The organism is Isoptericola sp. F-RaC21, assembly GCF_038593535.1.
Classification (GTDB): domain Bacteria; phylum Actinomycetota; class Actinomycetes; order Actinomycetales; family Cellulomonadaceae; genus Isoptericola.
Window position 1 is genome coordinate 525,747 of sequence record NZ_JBCFYX010000002.1, and the last position, 23,612, is coordinate 549,358.

Sequence of the window (23,612 nt, forward strand, 5' to 3'; positions counted from 1 at the left end):
ACGGGCTCGACCGACGCAGGTCAGGAGGAGGGCGAGTCCCCGTTCTCGGTGCCCTCTGACGTGTCGGTGCCGGACCGGTCCGCGGCGTCGAGGATCTGCGCGAGCGCCGCGTCGACGTCGGACTGCTCGTCCGCCTGCTCCTGGCGGCGGGTGAAGTAGCCGGCCGGGTCGTCCAGGTCGGCCGTGCCGGGCAGCAGGTCCGGGTGGTCCCAGACCGCGTCGCGGGCCTGGGGGCCGCCCTCGGCCAGGACGTGCGCGAAGAGCGCGGTGGCGTCGCGCGAGCGGCGGGGGCGCAGCTCGAGCCCGACGAGCGTGGCGAACGTGTGCTCGGCGGGACCGCCCGCCGCGCGCCGGCGGCGGATCATCTCGCGCAACGGGTACGTGTGCGGCAGGTGGGGGAGCGCGGCGGTGGCCGCGACCTCCGTGACCCAGCCCTCGACGAGCGCCAGGGCGGTCTCGAGGCGCAGCAGGGTGGCCTCCTGCTCGGGCGTGTGCTGCAGCCCGAAGACGCCGCCGGTCAGCGCCCCGCGCAGCGCCTCGGGGTCGCTGGGGTCGATGTCGCGCACCTGCTGCTCGAGCACGTCGAGGTCGATGGTGATGCCGCGCGCGTACTGCTCGACCAGGCCGTGCAGGTGGGCGGCGAGCCAGGGGACGTGCGTGAACAGCCGGGCGTGCGCGGCCTCGCGCAGTGCGAGGAAGTGGCGCACCTCCTCCAGCGGCGCGTCCAGCCCGTCGGCGAACGCGGCGACGTTGCTCGGCAGCAGCACCGTGGCGGGCTCGGTCAGCAACGGGACCCCGACGTCGGTGGCCCCGAAGACCTCCCGCGACAGCGTGCCCGCGGCCTGCCCGATCTGCATGCCGAACACGGCCGACCCCAGGCGTCGCATCATCTGGGCGGGGTCGAGCATGCCGCCGCCCAGGGCGCCGGCGGGCAGGCCGGGGAGCCCGGGCATGCCCAGCGCCTCGCCGTCGCCGAGGTCCTCGGGGAGCTGGTCGCGCAGCACGGTGGCGAGGGCGTCGGCGACGGACGTCGCGACCGGGGCCACCAGCCGGTTCCAGGCGGGAAGGGTGGCCTCGACCCACTCCGAGCGGCTCCAGGCGTGCGCGGGGCCGCCGGCGGGCGGGAGGTCCGTCACGGCGTCGAGCCACAGCTCCGCGACCCCGAGCGCGTCGGTCGCGGCCTTGGCCTGGCCGCCGGTGAGCGACGGGTCGCCCTCGGCGACGGCCACCTGACGGGCGATGTCGTGCGCGACGTCGGTGTTCACCGGGCCGTCGCCCGACGCCGAGAGCAGCCGCTGCACCTGGGCGAGGACGTGCTGCATCGTCGCCGGGTCGGGGGTCCCGGCGCCCGGCATGCCCGCGAGCGCGGCGGGGTCGATGCCCTGGGCGCGCATCTGCGCGAGGACCTCGTCGGTGCGGTCGCCGAAGAAGCCCTCCAGCATCGAGCGCAGCATGCGCTCGCGCTCCTCGGCACCCTCGGGGTCGTCGGGAAGGTTGCTCATGCGCGGGGCTCCTCGGCTGTGCGGTGGAGGGACGTCTCAGGACGGCGGCCCGTCGGTCGACTGGTTCACCGTAACCACCGACGACGTCCGGTCGGGCCGTGCGGTTCCGGCAGTTCGCTCTGGGCGCAGATCCCCCGGAGACCCTGAGCGGCCCCTGAGCGGACGGCCCGCGACCGGGCGCACCGTCCAGGAACGTCGGCGATGATGTGGCGGTGACCTTCGACCGCGACATCCTCGCGCCCGACGACCCGTCGTCGCCCGACGAGGAGACGCTCCCCGCTGCGCGCGCGTCGCGACGCAGCGTGACCCTGGGCGTCTCGCTGCTGGTGACGGCGCTCCTCGCCGCCGTGCTCCTGGTGCTTCCCACGCCGTACGCGATCCGCGCCCCGGGGCCCACGGAGGACACGCTCGGCCTGCAGGGTGCCGACGTGCAGGGCGGCGCGGGCGAGACGTCGAGCGGGGGCAAGAGCGCCACGGCGCAGCCGGTGGTCGAGATCGAGGGCGCGAAGACCTACGACGTCACCGGCGAGCTGCGCCTGACCACCGTGTCGGTCTACGGCGGGCCCGGCGGCGACGTCCTGCTGGGCGACGTGCTGTGGGGCTGGGGCTCGCGGGAACGCTCGGTGCAGCCGGTCGAGGCGATCTTCCCGGAGCAGACGACGCAGGAGCAGCAGCAGGAGGTCGGCCAGGCGCAGATGGCGGGCTCGGAGTCGGCCGCGACCGTGGCGGCGCTCACGGAGCTCGGCTACGAGGTGCCGGCCACGCTGACGGTCGCGGGCGCCGCGCCCGGTTCCGGCGCCGACGGCGTGGTCGAGGCGGGCGACGTCGTGCGCAGCATCGACGGGCACGAGGTCACCACCCATCAGGACCTGCTCGCGTACCTGGACGACGTGCAGCCCGGCGACGACGTCGTGCTCGGCGTCGAGCGCGACGGCGCGCCGAAGGACCTCACGGTGACGACGGCGGAGGGTGACGGCCGCGCGGCCCTGGGCGTCTACCTGGACCCGAAGTACGCGTGGCCGGTGCACGTGACGATCCGGCCCGGCGACATCGGCGGGCCCAGCGCCGGCACGATGTTCGCGCTGGCGATCATCACCAAGATGACGCCCGAGGACGAGCTCGACGGGGCGCACGTCGCGGGCACGGGCACGATGAGCGTCGACGGGCGGGTCGGTCCGATCGGCGGCATCCAGCAGAAGCTCTTCGGCGCGGTCGACGACGGCGCCGACTGGTTCCTGGCCCCGGCCGACAACTGCGACGAGGTCGTCGGGCACGTCCCCGACGGGCTGCGGGTGGTCCGGGTGGCCACCCTCGACGACGCGCGCGCGGCAATCGAGGCGATCGGCGCAGGAGACGGGACGGACCTGCCGACCTGCTCGTGACGAGCCCGTGAAGGGCCGGTCACCCACGTGGGGGCGAAGCGTGGGAACCTGAGGGATGACAGGGACGTTCCACTCCAGAACGTCCGTCCGTCCCGAGCACGAGTGAGGTGCCCGCACCGTGTCCTTCGCTGCCCCACCCCGTCGACGACCAGGCGGCCCGCCCGCCAAGCGCCGCCGCAGCCCCCTGGCCATCACGCTGGTCGTGATCGCCGTGGTCGTCGTCGCGCTGCTGCTCCTCGCGCAGTTCTGGACCGAGATCATGTGGTTCGACGCGCTCGGCTTCGGCAACGTGATCTGGACGGAGTGGATCTCGCGCGGCGTCCTGTTCGTCCTGGGCTTCCTCGTGATGGCGGCCGCCGTCTTCTCGTCGTTCGCCGTCGCGTACCGCGTCCGTCCGGTCTACGCGCCGTCGACCCCCGAGCAGGCGACGCTGGACCAGTACCGGGAGGCCATCGAGCCGCTGCGGCGCGTCGTGACGATCGCCGGGCCGATCGTGGTCGGGTTCTTCGCCGGCGTCGCGGCGTCCGCGCAGTGGCGCAGCGTGCTGCTGGCGATCAACCCCGCGCCGTTCGGGAAGAAGGACCCGCAGTTCGGCATCGACCTGGGGTTCTTCGTCTTCTCCCTGCCGGCGCTGCGGTTCCTGGTCAGCTTCCTCATGGCGGTCGTCATCATCGCGGGCATCGCTGCGCTGGTGACGCACTACCTGTACGGCGGGCTGCGCCTCGGCCCGGTGCCTGACGGCACGCCGCGCACCACCCGCGCCTCGCGCGTGCACCTCGCGGTGCTCGGCGCCGTGCTCATGGTGACGATCGCCGCGAACTACTGGCTGGACCGGTACTCGCTGCTCACGTCGACCAACGCCAAGTTCGACGGCGCGTCCTACTCGGACGTGCACGCCGTCATCCCCTCCAAGGAGATCCTCACCGGCGTGGCGGTGCTGGTCGCGCTGCTGTTCGTCGTGGCGGCAGTGCGCGGCACGTGGCGGCTGCCCGCCATCGGCGTCGGCCTGATGGTCGTGTCGGCGATCGCGATCGGCGGCATCTACCCGGCCGTCGTGCAGCGGTTCCAGGTGAACCCGAACGCGCAGGAGCTCGAGGCCGACTACATCCAGCGCAACATCGACGCCACGCACTCGGCGTACGGGCTGGACGACATCGAGACGCAGCCGTACGACGCCACCACGGAGGCGGAGCAGGGCGCGCTGCGCGAGGACGCCGACACCACGGCGTCGGTGCGTCTGCTCGACCCGCAGATCGTCAGCCCGTCGTTCCGCCAGCTGCAGCAGAACAAGCAGTACTACAACTTCGCGGACAACCTGTCGGTGGACCGGTACGAGATCGACGGCGAGTCCCGCGACACCGTGATCGCGGTGCGCGAGCTGAACCTCGGCGGTCTCGGCGAGGGCCAGCGCAACTGGGTGAACGACCACACGGTGTTCACCCACGGGTACGGCGTCGTCGCCGCGTACGGCAACCAGCCGGGCCCCGACGGCCAGCCCGCCTTCTACGAGGGCGGGATCCCCACGCAGGGCGCGCTCACCGACAAGGGGTACGAGCCCCGCATCTACTTCAGCCCGTCCACCACGGAGTACTCCATCGTGGGCGCGCCGGAGGACAAGGAGCCGTGGGAGCTCGACTACCAGGCCGACGACGAGCAGGGCGGCCAGCAGGTCAACACCACGTTCCCCACGGACGAGGTGACCGCCGGCCCGTCCGTCGGGTCGTTCGGCAGCAAGCTGCTGTACGCGCTGAAGTTCGGCTCGCAGGAGATGCTGTTCTCCGACCGCGTGACCAGCGAGTCGCAGATCCTGTACGACCGGGACCCGATGACCCGCGTGCAGAAGGTCGCGCCGTGGCTGACCCTCGACCAGGGCATGTACCCGGCGGTCGTCGACGGGCGCGTCCAGTGGATCATCGACGGATACACCACGTCGGACGCGTACCCCTACTCGACCAGCGCCCCGATGCAGGAGGCCACGGCGGACTCGCTGACCCTCGCGGCGCAGGGCGTGCCGGTGGAGATGCCGCCGGAGGTCAACTACATCCGGAACTCGGTGAAGGCCACCGTCGACGCCTACGACGGTTCGGTGACCCTGTACGCCTGGGACACCGAGGACCCGGTCCTCAAGGCGTGGTCCAACGTGTTCCCGACGTCGGTCGAGCCGATGTCGAAGATCTCCGGCGACCTCATGAGCCACGTGCGCTACCCCGAGGACATGTTCAAGGTGCAGCGCACGCTGCTGACGCAGTACCACGTGGACGACGCGGGCCAGTTCTTCTCCGGCCAGGACTTCTGGGCGAACCCGGCTGACCCGGTGTCCTCCGGCGGTGCGGCCGGCCCGAACGCGGCGAAGCAGCCCCCGTACTACCTGTCGCTGCAGATGCCGGGACAGGACTCCTCGGCGTTCTCCTTGACCAGCACCTTCATCCCGGGCGGTAACACCGACCGGGAGATCCTCACGGGATACCTGGCCGCCGACGGCGACGCAGGGGCCACCGCGGGCAAGGTGGCCGAGGGCTACGGGAAGCTACGGATGCTGGAGCTGCCCCGCGACTCGACCGTGCCAGGACCCGGTCAGGTGCAGAACAACTTCGACTCCAACCCGACGATCTCCGAGCAGCTCAACATCCTGGAGCGCGGCTCGTCGAACGTCGTGCGCGGCAACCAGCTGACGCTGCCCGTGGGCGGCGGCCTGCTGTACGTGCAGCCGGTGTACATCCAGTCCGCCGGGGGTACGGCCTACCCGCTGCTGCGTCGTGTCCTGGTCGCCTTCGGTGACCAGACCGGGTACGCCGAGACGTTGGACGAGGCGCTGGACCAGGTGTTCGGCGGCGACTCCGGCGCGAAGGCGGGCGACGCCGACGGTGAGGCGGAGACCGACGTGCCCACCGCGCCCGTCGAGGGTGGCGACGGGTCGACCGAACCGTCAGCCGAGCCCAGCACGGAGCCGAGCACGGAGCCGAGCACCGAACCGTCGACCGAGCCGTCAGGCGGGTCCACGCCGTCCGGCGACGCCCAGACGCGGCTCAACTCCGCTCTCCAGGAGGCGAACGACGCCATGACCGACAGCGACAAGGCGCTGAAGGACGGCGACTTCACCGCGTACGGGAAGGCGCAGGACCGCCTGCAGCAGGCGATCGAGGACGCCGTCGCCGCGGAGAAGGAGATCGAGTCCGCCGGCTGACCGGTCGGGGTGCGAGACGCGGGGTCGTCGGTCCGTCGGACCGGCGGCCCCGCCGTCGTTCCGGAGCCGTCAGGCCTGGTCGGAGCGCCCCGCAGTGTGACGTCCGTCCCATCCGTCCGATGCGACTTGATTCATGCCAGGAGAGCCCGTAATGTTCAGGGAGTCGACGCGGGGTGGAGCAGTTCGGTAGCTCGCTGGGCTCATAACCCAGAGGTCGCAGGTTCAAATCCTGCCCCCGCTACCATATGATGTCTCAGGACATCGGAAAGGCCCGGACCTACGAAAGTAGGTCCGGGCCTTTTGTTTTGCCCGGGGGCGGCCGGGTGGTCTGCCGGTGGGTTGGTAGCTCCTGGCGGGGCGCGAGGGTGAGCTCGCGCAGGATCTCGCCGGTGGCGGCGTTGATGATCCGGATGTCGCGTTCTTCGATCAGGAGCAGGACGTAGGTTCCGGCGTAGGTTTGGCCGATTCCGATGTGGTGCAGGCGTCCGTCGTGGCGCAGGGTGACGGTGGCGCGTGTGGTGAGGTGCGGGGGCGGCGTGAGCGGGGCTCGAAGGCGGCATCGCCGTCGGTGCGGTAGCGGGTCATCAGCTTGGAGACCCAGCCGGGGCTGACGTCGTAGTTGCGGGCGGCGTCGGCCTGCGAAAGGCCCTGGACGGTGACGGCGGTGATGACCAGGCTGGCCTTGGACACGTGCCCTGATCTTGCTCATGGGATGTTTCCGATGTCCTGAGACTGGACACTGTCACCCCGACCAACAGAAAGGCCCTCTGGCCAGCGGAAACGCTGACCAGGGGTTTTCTCTTGCTCAGGCAGGGCGCCTAGGGCACACCAGGTCCCCCGCTCGAGAGCGGCGAAGATGGTGCTGCGGGAGCCGCCGGGCGATTGCGGGCAGCCGTTCGTAATTCAAGGATCAGCTGCGAGGGATGGCGGCGTCGTTCTTCCTCCATCCGTGGGGCTCATCGTGCAGTCGATCCTCGACATCCGGTCCGCGTCGACGACGGTCCCACCGACTGGCCTCAAGCGAACGAGAGCGCCGCACGCATGCCTCATGCGTACCGAGAACGGGCGCGATCACGGGCGGTCGCTGGACTGCGGCGCGCGAAACTACCAGGGGTGATTCCTTCGGTCGAGGGCGTCATTGACCGCATCGTAGATTCCAGTCGTGATCCCGATGAGCCCGACGACGATGCACACGATCACGGCAGGCCCGATGACGTCCGCAATCACTCGTCGTCTGGACTTGCGGCGGGAACCACCGACCCAAGAATCCGAGCATCGCGACAGTTGCAACAGGGCTGAACTATCTCAGCATGTCCTCGTCATGTCGGGCTCATCCTTGCTGATTCGCCAGGGCCCATCGACGCCCTGATGCTGCATCGTGTACACGTTGACATACCGGTCTACGCCGCCCTCGGACCGGCTGCCGTCCTTGTTGAACGCCGTAGTGCCAGTGGTGTCGACACACGCTCGGATGCTCACCTTTTCAGCGCCGGAGTCGGTCGGGTCGTCGACGTAGTCGGTAACATTCATCGAGATGACCTTTGTTGCCCCCTTGGTGTAGTTGCCTGCCTGCTTCTCGCTCTCGTAGAGCGAGGCGAGGGGTGTCGCGACGTCAGGATTCCCCCAGTACTCCTGCAGCCGATCCCAGTCCTCGTAACTATTGTTGGCGACTTCAGAACCGGTCTCGTAGTAGTCGATCAGTGTCGCTTTGGCATCGTCGATGTTGTCCTGCTTGAGTTGCTCTGCCGGGTCAACGCTCTTCGCTGGTGATGGCGACGAACTCTCGTTCGCTGACGCAGCGGGGGTTACCGACCGCTGCGGATCGCCATGACTACAAGCGGTGAGCGCACCCATCAGGAGGGCAGCGGCTACCACCGGCAGAACACGTCGAGTTCGGTGAAACACAGGCGTTCCTTCCGCAGGGGGTAGTCCTCGAGGAGTTTGACGCCGCTCGCAGGAGGTGCCGAGGCGCACGTCGACACTCTGAGCAGCTTTCTGGCCCGCGAGAGTAGCCGAGAAGCCTCACGACGCGGCGATCGCGTCTCAGGAACCGAACAACAGGGCCTACGAAGGCGCGACAAGCCGTGTAACGCCACCGGCGTCGTCGGCTGGTCCACCTGGTGGGTGCCTCGCACATCGGCCGCCACGTTCGCCTACCCTCCAAGGCTGTCGGATCCGCGGGGTTGGCGAGTGGCGTCGTCCTCGCGGGGCTCGCCCGACGGGCGCGTGAGGAAGCCAAGGGCGAGGCTGATCCGTGCGGCGAATGGGACGGGGAATCGGATGGCGGACCTGCTTGTCACCGTGTTGAAAGGGCCGGCTCGCTTCAGCCCCGACGTGATCGTGGAAGCAGCGCGGGCGACGTGGCCGGACTCGCCGCAGTCACCACCGGCTGAATCGCTCGGGGCGAACAGCCTGGCGATGCTCGAGGTCCACGACGGCCGCCAGATCATCCTCGTCGACTTTCTCGGGGTCCATGAGGGCTTGGGTGTGGACGGCGACGACGACCTTGCGGGGAGGTTTCTCGCCTGGCTGACGAACCACATCGACATGTCGAGGAGCCAGGTCGTCGTGTCCGACTGGGCGGACGATCTGATCGCGCTTGCCCCAGGGATGAGACCTGACGACGTCGCGCGCCTTCGTGGGGGCGGGCATCGTTGAGGTCCCTCGGGGCTGCGCGGATGGGTCCATGAGGACGGACGGCGACGTGGCGCGGCCCCAGGCGGACGGGAGATCGCATGACCGAGTACACCATCGAGCCCGAGGTCGTGGGCGGAGTCGGGCCGAGCAGCGTCGTCGACTGGTCGGCTCATCCGCCGTGATTCGGCGCCTCGAGCACGAGCTCGCCGGCTGGCTCGGCGACGACCTCGTGGAGTCGTTCCCCTCTTTGGTGATCACCGACCGGCGCGACCATCATCTCCGTCAGTCAGGGATCACCGGGTTCAAGCTTGATGCGGTGACCGTGACTATGACGGATGAGTTCCGCGAGCACTTCGATGGAGAACTCGCGACCTTCAGGTGACTCAAGATCATCGGAAGGCCGGGTCAGGACGACTTGTGGGTGGGTGACGACCTCCTGCTCCACGCGAATGACGCAGGCCTTGCCGCACTCAGGACAGGACAACTGGAGAACGCGGTCATCGCGCCAAGATGAGCCGCCGACAGAAGAGGCTGCGGACCTCGAGGGACACCGTCGCGCTGCCTCCGAGCAGTGGGCTCGCGTCCAGGCCGAGGCCGAAGCGTGTGCCCAGCAGGGACGTGATCCGGGATGCGACCACGACGCGACCGTGATGGCGTGGAGGGACTGCGTGGAGCCGACGCGCGGGAATCCATGACGGACGGGAGGGCCTCGACCATGCCGCGACGGGATGCGGGACCGAGCGTGAAGGACAAGGAGCTCTATGAGGAGCTGCGCGACGAGGGCAACAGCAAGGAGAAGTCCGCGCGTATCGCGAACGCTGCTGCGGCGCGCGGGCGCGGCAAGGTCGGGAAGAAGGGCGGGAAGTCCGGCTCCTACGACGACTGGACGGTCGCCGACCTCCGCAAGCGGGCGTCCGAGATCGGCATCGAGGGGCGTTCGTCGATGCGCAAGAGCGAGCTGATCGACGCGCTGCGCTCCCACTGACGGTGCGTCCGTCCCGTGCGTCCTCGGGCCGTGCCTGGCGGGCCGTACCGGCGCATGATGGAAGGAGTCACCGCCGCCGGGACGGCGGGCACCCACGACGCGAGGAGGCGGCGATGAGAGCGACGGTGGGCGACCGGATCGTGGTGGCGTCCGGGGTGGTCGGCGGGGCGGTGCGCGACGGCGTCGTGATCGGCTGCCCGCACGTGGACGGATCGCCGCCGTACCAGGTGCGCTGGTCCGACACGGGGGAGGAGACGCTCGTCTTCCCCGGTGCTGACACGCTCGTGCAGCACGACGGCGGGGCGGCCGAGCCCGCGCGACCGCCGCAGGCGGCACCCGCCCGGGCGCTCACGTGGGACGTGCGGGTCTCGCTCGTCGAGTCGGCCGGCAGCACGACCGCGGAGGCGATGCTGACGCCGGGGCCGGACGTCGGCTCCTTGCGGGCTGTCGGGCACTCGCGCAAGGACCCGGACGACCTCCAGATCCCGGTGATCGGGGACGAGGTCGCGGCGGCGCGGGCGTTGCGCCGGCTGGCGGACGCGCTGCTCGAGCAGGCGGAGCAGGACATCTCCGCGCAGACGGGGCACCAGGCGCACGTGCACCCGTGAGCCCCGGTCGCGAGGCTCAGGCGAGCTCGTCCCGCCGCCGGCGCAGGTGGTCGTGCTCGGCGCCGTGGTCGCACAGCGCCAGCGCCGCGTCGTAGGAGCGTCGTGCCCCGTCGGCGTCGCCGGCCCGCCTCAGGAGCTCGGCCCGCAGCGCGGGCAGCCGGTGGCCGCGCAGGGCCACCCCCGCGAGGGCGTCGAGGCCGGCGCGCGGGCCGGAGACCTCCGCGACGGCGACGGCCCGGTTGAGGCGCACCACCGGCGTGTCGGTCAGCGCCAGCAGCTCGTCGTAGCGGGCGAGGATGCGGTCCCAGGCGGTGGCCCCCGGCGTGGGCGCGATCGCGTGCTCCGCAGCCACGAGCGCCTGCAGCAGGTACGGCGTCGGGGGAGCCGAGGCGAGCGGCGTGAGCAGGTCGAGGGCCTCCGCGATCTCGTCGTGGTGCCACCGGGAGCGGTCCTGGTCGGGCAGCAGCACCAGGACGCCGTCGCGCACGCGGGCGTCGCGGCGCGAGTGCTGGAGCAGCACGAGCGCGAGGAGGGCGTCGAGGTCGGACGGGTCCGCGGCGTCGCCGCCCGGGGACACGTCCCGCAGCACGCGGACCAGCCGTACCGCCTCGCCGGCGAGGTCGGCCCGCACGACGTCGTCGCCGGTCGCGGGTGCGTAACCCGCGGTGAACGCCAGGTAGGCGACGTCGGTCGCGACGCCGAGGCGCTCCGCGAGCTCGGGGCCGCGCGGCAGCGCGAACCGCTCGCCGGCGAGCTTCTTGCGTGCCCGGGTGAGCCGGGCCGCCATCGTCGACGTGGTCTGCAGGAACAGCCGCGCGACGTCGGCGGTCGGCACGCCGAGCACCAGACGCAGCGTGAGCGCCGCGGCCGCCTCGCGCGACAGCCTCGGGTGGGCGCACAGGAGCACCAGCCGGAGCCGCTCGTCGGTCAGGGGCTCGCCGGCGTCTGCCATCACCCGCCGGGCCCGGGCCGCGAGGTCCGCCTCGACCTCCAGCAGCGGCATCGACCGCGCCAGCACCTGCTCCGACCGCAGCCTGTCCAGCACCCGGCGTCGGGCCGCCGTGAGGAGCCAGGCCGGGCCGTTCGCCGGCACGCCGTCGCGCGGCCAGGTGCGGGCCGCGGCCTCGAACGCGTCCGCCAGGCCGTCCTCGGCCAGGTCGAGGCGGCGGAACCGCGCGACGAGCAGGGCCAGGAGCCGGCCCCACTCGTCGCGCATGAGGTCCTCGAGGGCCGTCACGGACGTCCTTCCACGGTGGCCCTACCCGGCCACGGCCGGCCGCAGCTCGACCGTGAGCTCGTCCGGCAGCAGCCGTGCCAGCTCGACGGCGTCGTCGAGGTCGGGCACGTCGATCACGTAGAAGCCGCCGAGCTGCTCCGCCGCCTCGGCGTACGGGCCGTCGGTGACCGTCCGGTCGCCGTGCGTCCCCGGCCCGAGCGTGCGCGCCGTGCCGGGATCGGCGAGCCCTTCGCCCGCGACGACGGAGCCTCGTGCCGCGACCGCGGCGTCGAACGCCTCCAGGCGGGCGTAGAAACGCTCGCGGTGCGCGTCGTCGGCCGCGCCCCAGATCTCGTAGTGGTTCGGCTGCGTGAGCAGGACGACGACCTTCATGCCTCTCCCTCCCCGTGGTCGACGGCGGCACGCACCTCGACGACGCCGTCCGCGTCGCCGCCCCCGGTCGAGCCGACGAGCGTCGCGCTGACCTGGAGCAGGTCGTCGAGGTCGTCCGACTCGACCAGGTAGAACCCGGACAGCTGCTCCGCCGTCTCGGCGAACGGGCCGTCGGTGACCACGACCCGGCCCGCGGCGTCGCGGGAGACCTGCTTGGTGGTGCGGGAGTGCGTGAGCTCGGCGCCCCCGGTGATGCGGTGCCCGCGCGCGGCGAGCAGCCGGGCGAACTCCTCGTGCTTCGCGTAGACGGCGGCGCGCTCCTCGGCGCTCGCCCGTGCCCAGACGTCCTCGACGCCGGGCAGCAGTACGACGTACGTGGTCATGGTCCTATCGTCCTTCCTCGTGGTGGGATGCACTGCTCGTACACCTGGATGACGCGCGAGCACGGCACGGATCGACGGCCGAGGGAAGATCGACAACCGCGCCGAGGTTTCCCTGTGACGGCCGCCATGCCGCCGCGACCCGCGGTCGGCATAGGCTCGTCGGCGGCGTGACCCCGCCGCGTCCACCTCGTCGGAAAGGCTCCACCCGTGCGCACCTCCCGTCCTGTCCTCGCGGTCGCCCTCGCGTCGGCCGCCACGCTCGCGTTCGCCGGGTGCTCGTCGTCCGACGACGGCGGCGACGGGGCGCCCGCGGCGTCCGGCAGCGCCACCGACTGCACGCCCGAGGGGATGCAGACCCTCACCGACGGCACCCTGACCGTGGGCGCGAGCGACCCGTTCGAGCCCTGGTACGTGGGCGAGCCGAGCAGCGGGGAGGGCTTCGAGTCCGCGCTGGTGTACGCCGTCGCGGACGAGCTCGGCTTCGCGAAGGACAACGTCGAGTGGACGTCCGTCACCTTCGAGCAGATCATCAGCCCGGCCGTGAAGACCTTCGACGTCGCCGCCTACCAGACGACGATCACCGACGAGCGCAAGAACGCCGTCGACTTCTCCAGCCCGTACCTGACCAGCCGGCAGGGCGTCATCGTGGCCGACGAGGGCGAGTTCTCCGACGCCGCGAGCCTGGCGGACCTCAAGGGCGCGAAGATCGGCGTCACGGCCTCCCAGACGTCGCTCGCGGTCGCCGACGCCGCGTGGGGCGACGACGTCGAGGTCACCCCGTTCAACGCCGCGGGCGACGGGATGACGGCGCTGAGCTCGGGCACGATCGACGCCATGGTGATGGACGTCGACCAGGGCGTGGCCGCGACCACCGTGTACTTCCCGGACACGCACGTCGTCGGCACGCTGCCGCCCGTCGGCGAGCCCGAGCAGCTCGGGCTGGTGCTGGACAAGGGCTCGTCGCTCACCGCGTGCGTCTCGGCCGCCGTCGACACGCTCGAGGAGAACGGCACGCTCGCCGACCTGCGCACCACCTGGCTCAAGTCCGACGACGTCCCCGAGCTGTCCTGAGCGTTCGCGGATGAGTGCCGACGGGGTCTCGACGGGCTCGACCGCCGAGACGGACTGGATCCCCTCCGACCGGGCGCGCGCCCGCGCGGCGTACCGGCGGGCGCAGCACCGCCGGGCGCTGCTGGTGGCGGCGGTCGCGACGGCCCTGGTGGTGGCCGCCGTCGTGTACGTCGTGACGACGGCGCCCGGCTGGGAGCGGGCGCGCGAGGCGTTCTTCTCCCCCGAACGCGCGTGGGAGGTGCTGCCCGAGGTCGCGGCGGGGCTGTGGCTCAACCTGCGCGTGTGGGTCGTGGCGAGCGTGGTGGGCCTCGTGCTGGGGCTGCTGCTGGCCGTCGTGCGGACGTCGCGGGTGCCGGCGCTGTTCCCCCTACGGGTCCTCGCGATCGGGTACGTGGACGTGTTCCGCGGCGTGCCGCTGCTGCTCGTGCTGCTGCTCGTCGGGTTCGGCCTGCCCGCGCTGCGGCTGCCGTGGCTGCCGGTGAGCGCCGCGTTCCTCGGCGGCCTGTCGATCGTCGTCTGCTATACGGCGTACCTCGCGGAGATCTTCCGGGCCGGCATCGAGGCGGTGCACCCCTCGCAGGTCGCGGCCGCCCGGTCGCTCGGGCTGAGCCGGGGCCAGGCCGTGCGCCGCGTCGTGCTGCCGCAGGCGGTCCGCAACGTCACGGCGCCCGTGGCCAGCATGCTCGTGTCGCTGCAGAAGGACTCCGGCCTGATCTCCATCCTCGGCGCCGTCGACGCGATCCGCGCCGCCCAGATCGCCACCACGGGCGACTACAACTTCACGCCGTACGTGGTGGCGGGCCTGCTGTTCCTGGTGATCTCGATCCCGCTCACGCGGCTGGTCGACGCCTGGTCCGCACGCCAGGGCTGGCGCGGCGAGCTGCGCGGCGTCGCCGGCGCGGGGGCGGTCCGATGACCGCCGTCGAGCCCGGGTCGCCGCTGCTGTCCCTGCGCGCCGTGCGTAAGTCCTTCGGCACCGGCGCCGACCGCAAGGTGGTGCTCGACGGTGTCGACCTGGACGTGGCCGAGGGGTCGTGCGTCGTCGTGGTCGGGTCGTCCGGCTCCGGCAAGTCCACGCTGCTGCGCGTCGTCGACCTGCTCGAGGAGGTCGACGACGGCCAGGTGCTGCTGGACGGCGAGGACGTCGCGGACCCGTGGGTGGACGCCGACGCCGTGCGCGCCCGCCTCGCGATGGTCTTCCAGCAGTACAACCTGTTCCCGCACCTGCGGGTGCTCGACAACGTGACCCTGGCGCCGCGCGTCGTGCACCGGGTGCCGCGCGCCGAGGCGGAGGCCGCGGCGATGGCGATGCTGGAACGCGTCGGCCTGGCCGACAAGGCGCGCGCGTACCCCGACCAGCTCTCGGGCGGGCAGCAGCAGCGCGCGGCGATCGCCCGCGCGCTCGTGAACGGGCCGGAGCTGCTCCTGCTCGACGAGGTGACCTCAGCCCTCGACCCCGAGCTCGTGGGGGAGGTGCTCGACCTGCTGCTGTCCCTGCGCAGCGAAGGCGTCGCCGGGCGGCCGACGACGATGCTCGTCGCCACGCACGAGATGGGCTTCGCCCGCGAGGTCGCCGACGAGGTCGTGTTCCTGCACGCCGGGCGCGTGCACGAGCGCGGCACGCCGGAGCAGGTGCTCGGGGACCCGCAGGAGCAGCGCACGCGGGAGTTCCTGCGGCGCCTGCGCTGACGCCCGGCGCCCTGAGCGGCCTGCCCCGACCCGCGTCAGGAGCCGGCGTGCGGGGCCGTCGCGCCGGCCCGGTCGACGAGGACCGCGAGCTGCTCGCGGGCAGTGAGGCCGAGCTTCGCCATCGCCCGCCCCAGATGGGCCTTCACCGTCGACTCGGACAGGAACAGCTGGCGGCCGATCTCCCGGTTCGACAGGCCGTGCGGCAGGAAGGACGCGATCTCCCGCTCGCGGGTGGTGAGGGTGCCGAGGGCGCGCTGGGCCTCGGTGCGGCGGGTATCGAGGCGGCGGCCGCCGCTCAGGTGACGGATGACCGCGCCGGCCGAGGAGTGGTCGAGCGCCCCGGCCCCGGTCGCGACGTCGCGCACGTGGGTGGCGATGTGCTGGGGGTCGTCGTCCTTGCCGAGGAAGCCCTGGGCGCCGGCCGCGAGAGCCTCGACCACCGTCTCGTCCGTCCCGAACGACGTGAGGGCGATGACGGCGGGCGGCTGCGGCTGGCGGCGGAGCTCGCGGATGGCGTCCAGCCCGCCGGTACGGCGCATGTGCAGGTCCATGAGCACCACGTCGGGGCGGTGCTTCGCGACGGCCGGCACGACCTCGTCGCCGTCGGTCGCCTCGCCGACGACGGCGATGCCCTGCGCGGTCAGCACCGTGGTCAGGAGTCGCCGCACCATCGGGTCGTCGTCGACGACGAGGACGCGGACCTCCATGGACGCGAACGATAGCCCGAGGCTCCAGCATTCGCTGGGTGAACGCCCAGGTCACGTCTCGCGGACGACCCACGGCAGGTGGGCCCGGACCACGAACTCGCCGTCCTCCGGGCCGGCCGACAGGACGCCGCCGACGGCGTCCGCCCGCTCGTGCATCCCGAGCAGACCGGACCCGGTGCCGGGCACCGCCGGCTCGACGGCGTCGTCCCTCGAAAGACGTCCGGACAGCGGGTTGCGCACCACGATGTCCACCCCGTGCTCAGGACCGGCGTCGACCCGGACGTCCACCGGTTGCCCGTGCGCGTGCTTGCGGGCGTTGGTCACGGCCTCCTGCACCACGCGGAACGTGGCGCGCACCAGGGTGGGCGCCGCGCCCCGGCCCCCCGTGACGGACACCGTGGCGGTCGTGTGCGGGTCGTCGGCCGTCATCCGGTCGACGAGGGGGCGGAGGTCGTCCAGCGTGGCGCCCGGGAACCCGGTCACCGTGTCGCCCGAGCGCAGCGTGGTGACCAGCGAGCGCAGCTCGCCGATGGCGCGCTGGGCCGCGACGCGCATCTCGCGCGCCGCCTGCGCGGCCTGGGGGTCGGCCGCGCTCGTGACCTCGAGAGCCGAGGCCTGCAGGGAGATCTCTGCGACGTGGTGGGCGACCGTGTCGTGCACCTCGCGCGCGATGAGTCGTCGTTCGTCCTGGCGTCGCACCTGGTCGCGCAGGACGGCGGTGGCGGCAGCCTGGGCCTGCTGCTCGTCGCGCGCGTGCTCGGCCGCCCGCTGCGCGCGTCGGACCAGCCCGGCGGCGACGGAGACGCCCAGCAGCCCGAGGCCGACGACGACGTAGGCCGCCGCCGTCGGGTCGGTGGACAGCACGCGGGTCTGCTCGTCGATCGTCACCAGGACCTGGGCCTCGTGGTCGCGCAGCGCGTCGCGCAGAAGCGAGGCCGCGGTGGCCGCCGTCGTCGCGCCGGCCGCCGTCAGGCACGTCCGCACCGCGCCCGTTGCCAGCACCCAGGGCAGGGCGAGCAGCGCCGCCGACGCGTCCAGGGGGAGCAGCACCGAGCAGGCCGAGGCGCTGAGGCACACAGCCAGCGCGTGGCGACGGCGCAGCACCAGAAGCCCGGCCAGGGCGAGCCCCACGAGCGCGCTCGCCAGGTAGAGCGTCGGGTGCAGACCGCTCGTCGGTGCCGCGTTCGAGGCGAACGTGACCGCCACCAGCGAGCTGGTCGCGGACACGACGACGGCGACCACGGTGCCCGCGACCGACGCCCACGCCGGCACGGCGGCCAGCCCCGGGGCGGCGTCCTCGGGGCCCGGAGCAGCAGTCGCTCGAGCGAACATGCGTCGAGGTTACGGCGAACGCGCTTCGGTGCGCTGCCGAAGGTGCCCGATCGGGTACCCGATCGTGCCTTGTCGGGTGATGTGGCCAGACCACACGTGGGCGCAATCTGGACGCAGACCGAAAGAGCGGCGCAAACGGCGCCGTGACGGATCCAGCGCAGGAGCAGCGATGACCGACCAGATTCCTTCCGCCCCGCAGCCGACCGGCCCCACGTCCGAGGAGCCTGCCTCGAAGACCGAGCTCAAGCGGCAGGTCCGTGAGGCGAAGGCAGTCGCCAAGGCGAACCGGAGCTGGCCCGCGCGACACAAGTTCCTCACCGGAGTCGGCGTCGCCGGCGTCCTGGCGGGAGGAATTGCCGTGGCGAACAGTGGTGGGGAGGAGCCGGCGGTCGCGGAACAGCCCGCCGCCGTCGCCGAGGTGGGGACCGCCGTGGATGTCACGGACAGCGCGGCTGCCGGCTCCGAGCAGAACACCGACTCCACGAAGGGGGCCGAATCCGAAGAAGCCGCGGCGAAGGACACGTCGACTTCGGAGGAGCCCGCCGAGGAAGCGAACGAGCCCACCGAGACGACGTCGCAGGCGAACGCCCACGAGAGCGCCGAGACCTACCTCAACACCTTGGCGTTCTCGAAGTCGGGGCTCGAGAAGCAGCTCAAGTTCGACGGCTACTCGGGCAAGGACGCGGCGTATGCGGTCGATGCGGTGGACGCGGACTGGAACGAGCAGGCCGCGAAGAGCGCGGAGACCTACCTGGACACGATGGCGTTCTCGAAGTCGGGCCTTGAGAAGCAGCTGGAGCACGACGGATTCACCGCCAAGCAGGCCTCGCATGGTGTCGACGCCGTGGACGCGGACTGGAACGAGCAGGCCGCGAAGAGCGCGCAGAACTACCTCGACACGATGTCGTTCTCGCGTTCGGGCCTCATCGACCAGCTGACCTTCGACGGATACACGGCGGACCAGGCCGCGCACGGCGCGGACGCCGTGGGTCTCTGAGCGTGGGGGAGAGATGAGCACGCTCGGACATCCGGCACGATCGACCCGCTGGACCACCAGTCGGAAGGTCGCCGTGGGTGCAGGAGGCGGCGCCGTCGTCTTGCTCGCCGTCGTGGCCGGGCTCGCGATCGGTGGCGACGACGAGGCCGTGGCTTCGTCAACGTCCGAGTCCTCGGCCACCGAGGTGGCGGTGACCGACACGACAGCGCTCGCCGCCGCCTACGACGCCTGGGTCGACGACACCACGACGGGCGTCACCCTCGCCGACGACGACCACACCCTCGTGATCGACACCCAGGGCGACGACGACTACGAGGGGGCCGACATCGAGACTCTCGCTGGGATTCTCTACCAGCTCGACGTGCCTACGCGGGTGGTCACGTTGATCGAGTCGACGCGTGCGCTCGATGGCATGCAGTCCGACACTTGGGACGAATTCACCGCCACGTGGAGCTACCACCCCGACGACGGCCTCGAGATTGTCATCGTCGAGGACTGACGCGGACACCAACCACTGCCCGATCGGCCACGCCGACCTCGAATGCTCTACCCGATCGGGCAGGGCGGCCCTGCCCGATCGGGCGATGTGCGCGGTGTGAGCGACGGGGCAGGGTCGGGGGCGCCGTGCCGCGTGCGCGCCGGTAGCGACATTCGACAGGAGAACCACCGTGACCGACCAGCCCAACAGCTCGGGACACCCGGGTCCCGCCGCCGACGTGGATTCCCAGTCCCCGGCACAGCAGCCGTACCCGGGGGGTCCCGGGTATCCCCAGCAGCCGATGTATGCGCAGCCGGGCATGATGCCCCAGCCCATTCCGCGCCGCGGGAACGCCATGGCGATCACGGGCTTCGTCATCGCCGTCGTGGCCCTCCTGCTCTGCTTCATCCCGATCATCAACAACTTCGCTTTCTTCCTCGCGCTCGTCGGGCTGGTGTTCGGAATCATCGGGCTCGTCAAGACACGCAAGGGTGCCGCGCACAAAGGCATCGCGATCGCGGGAGTGATCCTCTCCGTGCTGTCGGGCGCAGGAGTCCTGGTCTCTCAGACGATCTACGGCAACGCTCTGGACTCTCTCTCGGACGACCTTGAGGCCTCGGCGTCGGACCCGCTTGCCGGGGCTGACAGCGCGTCAGATTCAGACGGCTCGGCCGACTCTGTCGACGACGCCGAGGCCGGCACCCGTGCCAACCCCTACGCGTTCAGCCAGAAGGTCAGCAACGACGACTGGACGGTGAAGCTGGGCAAGCCGCACGAGGCGACCGACAAGGTCCTTGCGGAGAACCCGTACAACGAGAAGCCCGGCAAGGGCATGGAGTACTGGATGGTCCCGGTGAGCGCCACGTATACCGGCAGCGAGACAGGCCTTCCGATGATGGACATCACTGTCCGGTTCGTCGGTGACGATGCGAAGACCTACAGCGATCGTTGCGGCGTGATCCCGAACGACCTCGCCGACGAGGGCGAGCTCTACGAGGGTGGACATGTTGACGGCAACGTCTGCGTCGCCGTCCCGCAGGGAGCCGATGGTGAGTGGACGCTGACGGCAGGCATCTTCAACGACCCCGTCTTCTTCCGCACCGAGGGCTGACCTCGACGAGGATCATCGATCCGGTCGGCCCGGGTCGTGTAGACACGGCCCGGGTTTGTCCTACGTCACTCTTGTCGAGTGTCACGCACCGATACCTCCTGGCTAGCCTGGGCCGGCAGCGGCCGATGCACCCGGACCGCAAGGACTCAGCGCGGAGGTCGCGGCATTGAAGATCGGATTCGTCGGCACGGGGCCGATGGGAGCGCCGATGGCGCGGAACCTGCTGGCGGCGGGGTACGACGTCGCGCTGTGGAACCGCACGTCCGCGAAGGCGGAGGCCGTCGCGGACGGGCAGGAGTGCGCGACGGTCGCGGCGACGCCGGCGGACGCGGCACGACCGGTCGTCGTCGCGATGCTCCCGGACCTGCCGCAGGTGCGCGACGTCGTCGACCGGTCGGACGGGCTGCGCGCGGGATGGCGCGAGGCCGGGGTGACCGACCCGGTGCTCGTCGTGATGAGCACGGTCAGCCCGGTCGCCGTCACCGAGTGGGCGACCGAGCTCGCGGCCGACGGGATCCGGCTGGTCGACGCCCCGGTGAGCGGCGGCGTCGAGGGCGCGACGGCGGGCACCCTGAGCATCATGGCGGGCGGCGCAGACTCCGACGTCGTCGCCGTCCGGCCGGTGCTGGAGGCGATGGGCACGACGGTGCGCCACCTCGGGCCGGCAGGGGCGGGGTCGCTCACCAAGACGTGCAACCAGATCGTCGTGGGCGGCACGCTCAACGCGCTCGCGGAGGCGGTCGCGATCGCGCGGGCCGGCGGGCTGGACCTCGCCACCGTCCTGGAGGTGCTGGGCGCCGGGCTGGCCGGCTCGCAGCTGCTCACGGACAAGTCGCGGCGCTACCTCAGCGGCGACTACGCGCACGGCGGCGCGTGCCGCACCCAGCTCAAGGACCTCGAGTTCGGCATCGCCGCCGGGCGACAGCTCGGCGTCGACACGGCGCTGACGGAGGTCGCGCGCGACCGCTACCAGCAGATGGTCGACCGCGGTGACGCAGAGCTGGACCACAGCGCCGTCATCCGCGTCGTCGTCTGAGCCCCGCGGGTCTCGACAGCCTCGACCACTCAGGCGCCGTATCAGCCGGGCGCCGTCGCCCTCCAGGATAACTGGAGGGGACGACGATGAAGCGACTGGTGCTGTGCTGCGACGGGACGTGGAGCCACGCGGTGAACCCGCAGGTCTCCAACATCGAGAAGCTTGCGCGCTCCGTGCTGCGCTCCGGCGGTGACCGGGAGCCGGACGTCGAGCAGATCGTCGGGTACGTGGCGGGTGTGGGCGCCCGCGGATACCTGGTGGACCAGCTGCTGGGCGGCGCGTTCGGGTACGGGTTCACCCGCAACGTGGTCGACGGCTACCGGTTCCTGGCGATGAACTACGAGCCCGGCGACGAGATCGTCGTGCTGGGTTACTCCCGCGGGGCGTACACGGCGCGCAGCGTCGTGGGGATGCTCTCGCAGGTGGGCCTGCTGACGACGGAGGCCCAGGACTATGGGCTGCTGTGCGAGGCGGAGCGCGTCTACCGCCTCAAGCCGCCGACGCCGCGCCGCGTCGCGCGGGCCGAGCGCACCGTGGCCCGCACCCGGCCGGGATCCTGGCGACGTCGCCGGGCCGAGGCCGTGCTGCGGCAGGGCGACGAGGTCCGCGAGGAGAAGGAGCGGTTCCGGGCGGCGCACGGGATCGAGGTGCCCGTCCGGTTCCTCGGGGTCTTCGACACCGTCGGTGCGCTGGGCGTGCCGGGGCCGTCGCGGCGCAAGAACCGCTTCCACGACGTGTCCCTGTCGCCCGCCGTGCTCACGGCCCGGCAGGCGCTCGCGATCGACGAGCGACGGCTGACGTTCGCGCCGTGCCTGTGGACCGTGCCCGACGGCGACCCGCCCGACCGCGTGCAGCAGGTGTGGTTCCCGGGCACGCACGGGGACGTCGGCGGCGGGGGAGCGCGCTGCGGCCTGTCCGACGTCGCGCTGCAGTGGATGGCCGCCGAGATGCGGGCGGTCGGCGTCCAGTTCGACGAGCACCGGCTCGCGCGCCAGCTCACCCCGCGCGCCACCCTGGTCCTGGACCAGGCGCCACCGTGGCCGTTCCGCATCCTCAACGCGATCACCCGCGTCCGTCCGCGGTACGGGGTGGTCGACGGCCGCGTCGTCTTCCGCCGGGGCCTGCGGGTCCTCGCGCTGCCCGCCACGCCGTCGTCCGCGCCGTCGTCCCCGGCGGAGCTCACCACCGGCATCCCGCCGCACGACGGCGTGTCCGCGCAGGTGGTCGGCGCGTGGCGCGACGGTGTGCGCCTCGCCGACACCGTGCTGCGGCACGTGCTGCGGGACGGCTACGCGGCGCTCGCCCCCAACCTCGGCTGGTGGATCTCCGAGGCCGGGGGCGTGGAGCGCGTGCCGGTGGAGCAGGTGGACGCCGCCCGGGGCGACCTGCGCCCGTTCGTCGTCCCGGGGGCTGAGGTCATCGAGCCGGTGCGAAGTCCTCGAGCGCTGCCGGCGGGTCGGTGAGGTCGGGGTCCTTCGCCAGGTAGGCCTTCGTCTCCCGCACGATGAGCCCGGACAGCAGGAGCAGGCCGACGAGGTTCGGCAGGGCCATCAGCCCGTTGAGGACGTCGGCCACGCCCCACACCAGGTCGAGCTCCCAGACGGCGCCGACGAGGCACACGAGCGTGAAGATCGCGCGGTACGGCAGCGAGACCTTGATCCCGAACAGGGACGTGGCGCACCGCTCGCCGTAGTACGCCCACCCGATCACCGTCGAGAGGGCGAAGAAGACGACGGCGATCGCGACGACGGCGCTGCCGAACTGGGCGAGCGGGCCGGACGCCATCGCCGTCGACGTCATCGCGGCGCCCTCCTCGCCGGACGTCCACGCCCCCGAGGTGATGATGACGAGACCGGTGAACGACACCACGACGATCGTGTCGATGAACGTCTGCGTCATCGACACCAGACCCTGGCGCACCGGGTGGTGCGTCTTCGCCGCCGCGGCGACGATGGCGGCCGAGCCCAGCCCGGACTCGTTGGAGAACAGGCCCCGGGCGACGCCGTACTGCAGGGCCAGCGCCACGGTGGAGCCGACGAAGCCGCCCGTGGCGGCCGTGCCGGTGAAGGCGTCCGTGAAGACCAGGGCGAGGGCCTCGGGGATCGCGGTGACGTTCGCGCCGAGCACCAGGAGCCCGGCCACGATGTAGAAGACGATCATCATCGGCACGAAGGACGCCGTGACCGCGCCGATCCGCTTGATGCCGCCGAGGAGCACCACGCCCACGAACAGCACGATGACGATGCCGGTGGCCAGCGGCGGGACGCCGAACGTGTCGTCGAGAGACTGGGCGATCGTGTTGGTCTGGGTCATGTTGCCGATGCCGAACGCGGCCAGCGCGGCGAAGATCGCGAACGCGACGGCGAGGACCTTGCCGAGCGGGCCGCGGATGCCCCGCTTGAGGTACTCCTGCGGCCCGCCGCGCTGCTCGCCCTTCTCGTCGACGACGCGGAACTTGGACCCGAGGAACGCCTCCGAGTACTTGGACGCCATGCCCAGCAGGCCCGTGACCCACATCCAGAACAGGGCGCCGGGGCCGCCGATCCCGATGGCGGTGGCGACGCCGGCGATGTTGCCGACGCCGACCGTGGCGGCCAGGGCGGTCGTCAGCGCCTGGTAGTGCGAGATGTCGCCCTCGCCGCCCGAGGACGCTTCCTTGCGTTGCAGCAGGCCGAGCCGCAGGGCGGGCCCGAGCTTGCGGAACTGCAGGCCCTTGAGCCGGATCGTGAGGTACAGCCCCGTGCCCAGCAGCAACGGGATCAGCAGGAACGGGCCCCAGACGAAGGAGCTGGCTGCGGCGATGAAGTCAGCGAAGGAATCCACGCCGCGCACCGTAACCCGGTGACCGGGTCACCCGTCGAGGGATCTCGGCGCGTGTCGAGAGGTCGTGCCGGCTGCCGG

The 23,612-nt window shown here is 71.7% G+C and carries 23 protein-coding genes and 1 tRNA gene; 15 read left to right on the forward strand and 9 right to left on the reverse strand.

Features of this window, described 5'->3' with window-relative positions:
• Window positions 1–20: 20 nt before the first annotated feature.
• Window positions 21–1,502: a zinc-dependent metalloprotease gene (locus AAG589_RS07785; RefSeq protein WP_430566674.1), complete on the reverse strand. Its 1,482-nt coding sequence runs from the start codon at window positions 1,500–1,502 to the stop codon at window positions 21–23.
• A 212-nt stretch (window positions 1,503–1,714) separates the two neighbouring features.
• Here AAG589_RS07785 and AAG589_RS07790 point away from each other — a divergent pair, with 212 nt between their 5' ends.
• The 3 genes from AAG589_RS07790 to AAG589_RS07800 all read left to right on the forward strand — a co-directional run bounded on the left by AAG589_RS07790 (window position 1,715) and on the right by AAG589_RS07800 (window position 6,312).
• Window positions 1,715–2,884 (forward strand): YlbL family protein, encoded by a 1,170-nt coding sequence (locus AAG589_RS07790; protein WP_430566675.1) that lies wholly within the window; start codon window positions 1,715–1,717, stop codon window positions 2,882–2,884.
• A 118-nt stretch (window positions 2,885–3,002) separates the two neighbouring features.
• Window positions 3,003–6,068: a UPF0182 family membrane protein gene (locus AAG589_RS07795; RefSeq protein WP_430566676.1), complete on the forward strand. Its 3,066-nt coding sequence runs from the start codon at window positions 3,003–3,005 to the stop codon at window positions 6,066–6,068.
• A 167-nt stretch (window positions 6,069–6,235) separates the two neighbouring features.
• A tRNA-Met gene (locus AAG589_RS07800) sits at window positions 6,236–6,312 on the forward strand.
• Window positions 6,313–6,494: 182 nt separating this feature from the next.
• Here the strand turns inward: AAG589_RS07800 and AAG589_RS07805 are convergent.
• Window positions 6,495–6,758 (reverse strand): helix-turn-helix domain-containing protein, encoded by a 264-nt coding sequence (locus tag AAG589_RS07805; RefSeq protein WP_430566677.1) that lies wholly within the window; start codon window positions 6,756–6,758, stop codon window positions 6,495–6,497.
• 615 nt (window positions 6,759–7,373) lie between these two features.
• Window positions 7,374–7,922 (reverse strand): hypothetical protein, encoded by a 549-nt coding sequence (locus AAG589_RS07810; RefSeq protein ID WP_430566678.1) that lies wholly within the window; start codon window positions 7,920–7,922, stop codon window positions 7,374–7,376.
• 426 nt (window positions 7,923–8,348) lie between these two features.
• On the opposite strand from AAG589_RS07810, the gene AAG589_RS07815 reads away from it, so the two are divergent.
• The 4 genes from AAG589_RS07815 to AAG589_RS07830 all read left to right on the forward strand — a co-directional run bounded on the left by AAG589_RS07815 (window position 8,349) and on the right by AAG589_RS07830 (window position 10,298).
• Window positions 8,349–8,726, forward strand: a complete 378-nt coding sequence (locus AAG589_RS07815) for a hypothetical protein (RefSeq protein WP_430566679.1) — start codon at window positions 8,349–8,351, stop codon at window positions 8,724–8,726.
• Window positions 8,727–8,883: 157 nt separating this feature from the next.
• Window positions 8,884–9,087, forward strand: a complete 204-nt coding sequence (locus tag AAG589_RS07820) for a hypothetical protein (RefSeq protein WP_430566680.1) — start codon at window positions 8,884–8,886, stop codon at window positions 9,085–9,087.
• Between the two features lie 333 nt (window positions 9,088–9,420).
• Complete coding sequence (locus tag AAG589_RS07825; RefSeq protein WP_430566681.1) at window positions 9,421–9,690, forward strand: DUF7218 family protein; 270 nt, start codon at window positions 9,421–9,423, stop codon at window positions 9,688–9,690.
• A 113-nt stretch (window positions 9,691–9,803) separates the two neighbouring features.
• Window positions 9,804–10,298, forward strand: coding sequence for a dsRBD fold-containing protein (locus AAG589_RS07830; RefSeq protein ID WP_430566682.1), 495 nt, complete (start codon window positions 9,804–9,806; stop codon window positions 10,296–10,298).
• A 16-nt stretch (window positions 10,299–10,314) separates the two neighbouring features.
• Here AAG589_RS07830 and AAG589_RS07835 read toward each other — a convergent pair whose 3' ends face one another.
• The 3 genes from AAG589_RS07835 to AAG589_RS07845 are packed head-to-tail and all read right to left on the reverse strand — an operon-like array spanning window position 10,315 to window position 12,290.
• On the reverse strand, window positions 10,315–11,535 hold the full coding sequence (locus tag AAG589_RS07835; RefSeq protein WP_430566683.1) for an RNA polymerase sigma factor: 1,221 nt from the start codon (window positions 11,533–11,535) through the stop codon (window positions 10,315–10,317).
• Window positions 11,536–11,556: 21 nt separating this feature from the next.
• Window positions 11,557–11,907, reverse strand: a complete 351-nt coding sequence (locus AAG589_RS07840; protein ID WP_430566684.1) for a YciI family protein — start codon at window positions 11,905–11,907, stop codon at window positions 11,557–11,559.
• Entirely contained in the window at window positions 11,904–12,290 is a 387-nt protein-coding gene (locus AAG589_RS07845) for a YciI family protein (protein ID WP_430566685.1), read from the reverse strand. The genes AAG589_RS07840 and AAG589_RS07845 overlap by 4 nt, the downstream gene beginning before the upstream one ends.
• A gap of 207 nt (window positions 12,291–12,497) precedes the next feature.
• Between AAG589_RS07845 and AAG589_RS07850 the strand changes: the two genes are divergently transcribed.
• The 3 genes from AAG589_RS07850 to AAG589_RS07860 are packed head-to-tail and all read left to right on the forward strand — an operon-like array spanning window position 12,498 to window position 15,050.
• The gene (locus tag AAG589_RS07850) at window positions 12,498–13,361 is read left to right on the forward strand and encodes an ABC transporter substrate-binding protein (RefSeq protein ID WP_430566686.1); all 864 of its coding nucleotides are present in this window, start codon (window positions 12,498–12,500) and stop codon (window positions 13,359–13,361) included.
• Window positions 13,362–13,371: 10 nt separating this feature from the next.
• On the forward strand, window positions 13,372–14,277 hold the full coding sequence (locus AAG589_RS07855) for an amino acid ABC transporter permease (protein ID WP_430566687.1): 906 nt from the start codon (window positions 13,372–13,374) through the stop codon (window positions 14,275–14,277).
• Window positions 14,274–15,050 carry an amino acid ABC transporter ATP-binding protein gene (locus AAG589_RS07860; protein ID WP_430566688.1) on the forward strand — a complete coding sequence of 259 codons (777 nt, stop codon included), beginning with the start codon at window positions 14,274–14,276 and terminating at the stop codon, window positions 15,048–15,050. The genes AAG589_RS07855 and AAG589_RS07860 overlap by 4 nt, the downstream gene beginning before the upstream one ends.
• A 35-nt stretch (window positions 15,051–15,085) precedes the next feature.
• Here the strand turns inward: AAG589_RS07860 and AAG589_RS07865 are convergent, their stop codons facing one another.
• A complete protein-coding gene (locus AAG589_RS07865) occupies window positions 15,086–15,757 on the reverse strand; it encodes a response regulator transcription factor (RefSeq protein ID WP_430566689.1) in 672 nt (223 codons plus the stop codon).
• Window positions 15,758–15,808: 51 nt separating this feature from the next.
• Window positions 15,809–17,089 carry a sensor histidine kinase gene (locus tag AAG589_RS07870; RefSeq protein WP_430566690.1) on the reverse strand — a complete coding sequence of 427 codons (1,281 nt, stop codon included), beginning with the start codon at window positions 17,087–17,089 and terminating at the stop codon, window positions 15,809–15,811.
• Window positions 17,090–17,258: 169 nt separating this feature from the next.
• Between AAG589_RS07870 and AAG589_RS07875 the strand changes: the two genes are divergently transcribed.
• From AAG589_RS07875 to AAG589_RS07895, 5 genes are all read left to right on the forward strand, one after another.
• On the forward strand, window positions 17,259–18,086 hold the full coding sequence (locus AAG589_RS07875; RefSeq protein ID WP_430566691.1) for an Ltp family lipoprotein: 828 nt from the start codon (window positions 17,259–17,261) through the stop codon (window positions 18,084–18,086).
• 13 nt (window positions 18,087–18,099) lie between these two features.
• Window positions 18,100–18,585 (forward strand): hypothetical protein, encoded by a 486-nt coding sequence (locus AAG589_RS07880; protein ID WP_430566692.1) that lies wholly within the window; start codon window positions 18,100–18,102, stop codon window positions 18,583–18,585.
• A gap of 169 nt (window positions 18,586–18,754) precedes the next feature.
• Entirely contained in the window at window positions 18,755–19,675 is a 921-nt protein-coding gene (locus tag AAG589_RS07885; RefSeq protein WP_430566693.1) for a DUF4190 domain-containing protein, read from the forward strand.
• 166 nt (window positions 19,676–19,841) lie between these two features.
• Entirely contained in the window at window positions 19,842–20,711 is an 870-nt protein-coding gene (locus tag AAG589_RS07890) for an NAD(P)-dependent oxidoreductase (RefSeq protein ID WP_430566694.1), read from the forward strand.
• A gap of 86 nt (window positions 20,712–20,797) precedes the next feature.
• Window positions 20,798–22,174, forward strand: a complete 1,377-nt coding sequence (locus AAG589_RS07895) for a DUF2235 domain-containing protein (protein ID WP_430566695.1) — start codon at window positions 20,798–20,800, stop codon at window positions 22,172–22,174.
• Here the strand turns inward: AAG589_RS07895 and AAG589_RS07900 are convergent.
• Window positions 22,128–23,534 (reverse strand): alanine/glycine:cation symporter family protein, encoded by a 1,407-nt coding sequence (locus AAG589_RS07900; RefSeq protein ID WP_430566696.1) that lies wholly within the window; start codon window positions 23,532–23,534, stop codon window positions 22,128–22,130. The genes AAG589_RS07895 and AAG589_RS07900 overlap by 47 nt on opposite strands.
• Window positions 23,535–23,612 lie beyond the last annotated feature (78 nt).

Bases quoted from the DNA above. Each gene is read 5' to 3' on its own strand.
- AAG589_RS07785 (WP_430566674.1), bottom strand. From the start codon at position 1,502: ATGAGCAACCTTCCCGACGACCCCGAGGGTGCCGAGGAGCGCGAGCGC.
- AAG589_RS07810 (WP_430566678.1), bottom strand. From the start codon at position 7,922: ATGGGTGCGCTCACCGCTTGTAGTCATGGCGATCCGCAGCGGTCGGTA.
- AAG589_RS07815 (WP_430566679.1), top strand. From the start codon at position 8,349: ATGGCGGACCTGCTTGTCACCGTGTTGAAAGGGCCGGCTCGCTTCAGC.
- AAG589_RS07825 (WP_430566681.1), top strand. From the start codon at position 9,421: ATGCCGCGACGGGATGCGGGACCGAGCGTGAAGGACAAGGAGCTCTAT.
- AAG589_RS07830 (WP_430566682.1), top strand. From the start codon at position 9,804: ATGAGAGCGACGGTGGGCGACCGGATCGTGGTGGCGTCCGGGGTGGTC.
- AAG589_RS07840 (WP_430566684.1), bottom strand. From the start codon at position 11,907: ATGAAGGTCGTCGTCCTGCTCACGCAGCCGAACCACTACGAGATCTGG.
- AAG589_RS07845 (WP_430566685.1), bottom strand. From the start codon at position 12,290: ATGACCACGTACGTCGTACTGCTGCCCGGCGTCGAGGACGTCTGGGCA.
- AAG589_RS07855 (WP_430566687.1), top strand. From the start codon at position 13,372: ATGAGTGCCGACGGGGTCTCGACGGGCTCGACCGCCGAGACGGACTGG.
- AAG589_RS07860 (WP_430566688.1), top strand. From the start codon at position 14,274: ATGACCGCCGTCGAGCCCGGGTCGCCGCTGCTGTCCCTGCGCGCCGTG.
- AAG589_RS07865 (WP_430566689.1), bottom strand. From the start codon at position 15,757: ATGGAGGTCCGCGTCCTCGTCGTCGACGACGACCCGATGGTGCGGCGA.
- AAG589_RS07870 (WP_430566690.1), bottom strand. From the start codon at position 17,089: ATGTTCGCTCGAGCGACTGCTGCTCCGGGCCCCGAGGACGCCGCCCCG.
- AAG589_RS07875 (WP_430566691.1), top strand. From the start codon at position 17,259: ATGACCGACCAGATTCCTTCCGCCCCGCAGCCGACCGGCCCCACGTCC.
- AAG589_RS07880 (WP_430566692.1), top strand. From the start codon at position 18,100: ATGAGCACGCTCGGACATCCGGCACGATCGACCCGCTGGACCACCAGT.
- AAG589_RS07895 (WP_430566695.1), top strand. From the start codon at position 20,798: ATGAAGCGACTGGTGCTGTGCTGCGACGGGACGTGGAGCCACGCGGTG.